Origin of the sequence: Streptomyces synnematoformans (assembly GCF_039531005.1) — a bacterium.
Lineage (GTDB): Bacteria > Actinomycetota > Actinomycetes > Streptomycetales > Streptomycetaceae > Streptomyces > Streptomyces synnematoformans.
Window position 1 is genome coordinate 1 of the sequence record NZ_BAAAPF010000507.1, and the last position, 3,136, is coordinate 3,136.

General features: G+C 74.1%; 4 protein-coding genes and 1 pseudogene. All 5 read left to right on the top strand.

Annotation, left to right across the window (positions count from 1 at the left end):
* Positions 1-335: pseudogene (locus ABD317_RS35195) on the top strand (ATP-binding protein); the annotation flags it as partial.
* A gap of 19 nt (positions 336-354) precedes the next feature.
* Positions 355-741, top strand: coding sequence for a roadblock/LC7 domain-containing protein (locus ABD317_RS35200; protein ID WP_018838691.1), 387 nt, complete (start codon positions 355-357; stop codon positions 739-741).
* Positions 738-1,091: a DUF742 domain-containing protein gene (locus ABD317_RS35205; protein ID WP_027751862.1), complete on the top strand. Its 354-nt coding sequence runs from the start codon at positions 738-740 to the stop codon at positions 1,089-1,091. The genes ABD317_RS35200 and ABD317_RS35205 overlap by 4 nt, the downstream gene beginning before the upstream one ends.
* Entirely contained in the window at positions 1,072-1,692 is a 621-nt protein-coding gene (locus ABD317_RS35210) for an ATP/GTP-binding protein (protein ID WP_027751861.1), read from the top strand. Before ABD317_RS35205 ends, ABD317_RS35210 begins: the two co-directional genes overlap by 20 nt.
* A 134-nt stretch (positions 1,693-1,826) precedes the next feature.
* On the top strand, positions 1,827-3,136 hold a 1,310-nt coding region (locus tag ABD317_RS35215; RefSeq protein ID WP_344295780.1), incomplete at its 3' end, for a cytochrome P450.

Below are 3,136 nucleotides of genomic sequence, written 5' to 3' on the forward strand. Positions count from 1 at the left end.
GCCGCCGCCGGGCGCCGGCCCCAGCGCCGCGCGGCGGCCCGGCCGGCCGCCGTACGGCCACCGCCTACCCGGCCGGGACCGAGAACGGCGGCGCGGAGGGCCGCGCCGTCGAACCGGGCCTGTGGCTGGACGACTTCACCCGCGGACTGGAGGGCGAGGACCCGTCCGGGGACACCGGCGCGCCCGCCTCCGGGGAGCCCCCGGAACCGGGCAGAGCCGCCCCGGGCGCGGGTGCCGAGGAGGCCGACGACATACGCCCGGACCGCTCCGCCCGCCCGCCGCGCGGCGACGGAGCCACGGAACCGTCGAATCCATCATCGGGCGAGGAGGACTGACGTGGCGCAGCGAGCGGACATGGACTGGATGCTCCGGGATCTGGCCGAGAGCGTCCCCGAGACCCGGCACGTCGTGGTCCTGTCCTCCGACGGGCTGCGGATGGCACAGCACGGCACGGAACCGGACACCGCCGACCGGCTCGCGGCGGCCTGTGCCGGGCTGCAGAGCCTGGCGAAGTCGATCGCCAGCGTCTTTCCGGACAGCAACGGCAAGATGCGGATGCTGGTCATCGAGGTCAGCGGCGGCTTCTTCTATCTCATGGCCGCGGGTGCCGGGGCGTACCTGGCCGTCGCGGCCGACGAAGGGGTCGACGCGGGCCTGATGGGCCAGCGCATGCGCGATCTCGTCGCACGCATCGGGGCACACCTGACAAGCCCACCGCGGAGCGACGGACAGGCCATATGAAAGAAGCGGACCACGAGTGGCACGACGACGGTCCCGAACGGCTCTACGTCATCACCGGAGGGCGCAGCGGCACCGCCGCCCCGGAGGCGCTCGACCTGGTCACCCTCGTCATCTCCCGGGCGCAGCCGGCGCCCGGGATGCAGCCGGAGCGCGCGGCGATCGTCCGGCTGTGCCGCGCGCCGCTGTCCGTCGCCGAGCTGACCGCCTATCTGCGGCTGCCCTTCAGCGCGGTGGCGGTGCTCGTGGCGGACCTGATGGCGGAGGGAGCGGTCGAGACCCGCTCGTCCGTGCCGCCCGTGGCAGACCTGCGACTCCTCGAGGAAGTAATGGATGGACTCGAACAGCTTTGACGCCGTCGTGGGTCCGCGCAGCGAGGACCTTCTGCCGGCCTCGGCGACGACGTCGGTGAAGGTCGTGGTCGTCGGCGGATTCGGCGTCGGGAAGACGACCATGGTCGGCGCGGTGAGCGAGATCGAGCCGATGACGACCGAGGAGACGATGACCCGGGCCGGCGAGGGGGTGGACCACCTCGTCGGCGTGCCGGACAAGAGCGAGACGACCGTCGCCATGGACTTCGGCCGGATCAGCCTCAACGACCGGCTGGTGCTCTACCTGTTCGGCGCGCCCGGGCAGCAGCGCTTCTGGTTCCTGTGGCAGGGGCTCTTCGAGGGCGCGCTCGGCGCCGTGGTCCTGGTCGACACCCGCCGTCTGGAGGCCTGCTTCGACGTCCTCGGCCGGCTGGAGGAGGGAGGCGTCCCCTTCCTCGTCGCGGTCAACCGCTTCCCGGACGCCCCCCGCCACTCCCTCGACGAGATACGCGCCGCGCTCGACCTCCCCGAGCACGTGCCGCTCATCACCTGCGACGCGCGCGACCGGGACTCCTCCCGCGGCGTCCTCATGTCCCTGGCGCGCTTCCTGCACTCCATCGCCCTGACCACGGAGGCGTCGTGACCACCGATTCCGACCCCGTACCCGCCGCCGGGCCCCCCGATCCGGCCGCCGGCCCCGAGACCGGGGCGGCCCCCGCGCCCCCGCCGGGCTGCCCCGCGCACTCCGGCGGGGGCCGCACGGACGGCCCGGCCCGGATGCACGGCCCCGAGGCCGCCTCGAACCCGTACGGCCTGTACGAGCGGCTGCGCGCCGAGCACGGCGCGGTCGCCCCCGTCCTCGTCAACGGGGACCTGCCCGCCTGGCTGGTCCTCGGCTACCGCGAGCTGCTGGACGTCACCCGCAACCCGACGCGCTTCTCCCGCGACTCGCGCAACTGGCGCTTCCTGCGGGACGGCCAGGTCGGGCCGGACAACCCGCTGCTGCCGCTGGTGACCTGGGTGCCGATGTGCTCCTTCGTCGACGGCGCCGAGCACCGGCGGCTGCGCTCCGCGGTCACCGACAGCATGAAGCGCTTCGACCGGCACGGCATCCGGCGCCACGTCACCCGCTTCTCCGGCCAGCTCATCGACGACTTCGCGGACACCGGCCGGGCGGACCTGGTGGGGCAGTTCGCGGAGCACCTGCCGATGCTGGTGATGACGAAGGCCCTCGGCATGGCCGAGTCGTACGGCCCCCGGCTGGTCGAGGCCGCGCGGGACATGGTCAAGGGCTCCGAGACCGCGATCGCCAGCAACGACTACATCGTGCAGACGCTGCGCGACCTGGTGGCGCGCAAGCAGGCGGCGCCCGGGCACGACTTCGCCTCCTGGCTCGTGGCGCACGAGTCGGGGCTCGGCGAAGACGAGCTGGTCGAGCACCTGCGGCTGGTGCTGATCGCCGCGTACTCGACCACGGCCAACCTGATCGCGAACACCCTGCGCATGGTGCTCACCGACAGCCGCTTCCGCGGCAACCTGGCCGGCGGCCACATGACGCTGCCGGACGCGCTGGAGCAGGTGCTGTGGGACGAGCCGCCGTTCACGGCCGTCTACGGGCGGTACGCCACCGGGGACACCGAGCTGGCCGGCCAGCAGATCAAGGCCGGTGACCTGCTGATCCTGGGGCTGGCCGCGGGCAACCTCGACCCCGAGATCCGCCCCGACCTCGCCGTGCCGGTGCACGGCAACCGCTCGCACCTGGCGTTCAGCGGCGGTCCGCACGAGTGCCCCGGCCAGGACATCGGCCGGGCCATCGCCGACACCGGGATCGACACGCTGCTGGCGCGGCTGCCGGATTTGAGCCTCGCGGTGCCGGAGGAGGAGCTGGAGCACCGCACGTCGCTGCTCTCCCGCGAACTCGTCGAGCTGCCGGTGGTGTTCACGCCGGTCCGGCCGGGCCCGCGTCCGGCCGTCGGGGAGCCGGCGGCCGCCGTCGTCCCGGGGCCGGCCGCGCCCGCGAACGGCGTGCCGGCGCCGGCCGAGGGGGAGCGGGTACCGGCCGCGCTGGCCACCGCGGCCGGTACCCG

Coding starts and splice junctions, on each gene's coding strand:
- ABD317_RS35205 (WP_027751862.1), top strand. CDS start 738: ATGAAAGAAGCGGACCACGAGTGGCACGACGACGGTCCCGAACGGCTC.
- ABD317_RS35200 (WP_018838691.1), top strand. CDS start 355: ATGGACTGGATGCTCCGGGATCTGGCCGAGAGCGTCCCCGAGACCCGG.
- ABD317_RS35210 (WP_027751861.1), top strand. CDS start 1,072: ATGGACTCGAACAGCTTTGACGCCGTCGTGGGTCCGCGCAGCGAGGAC.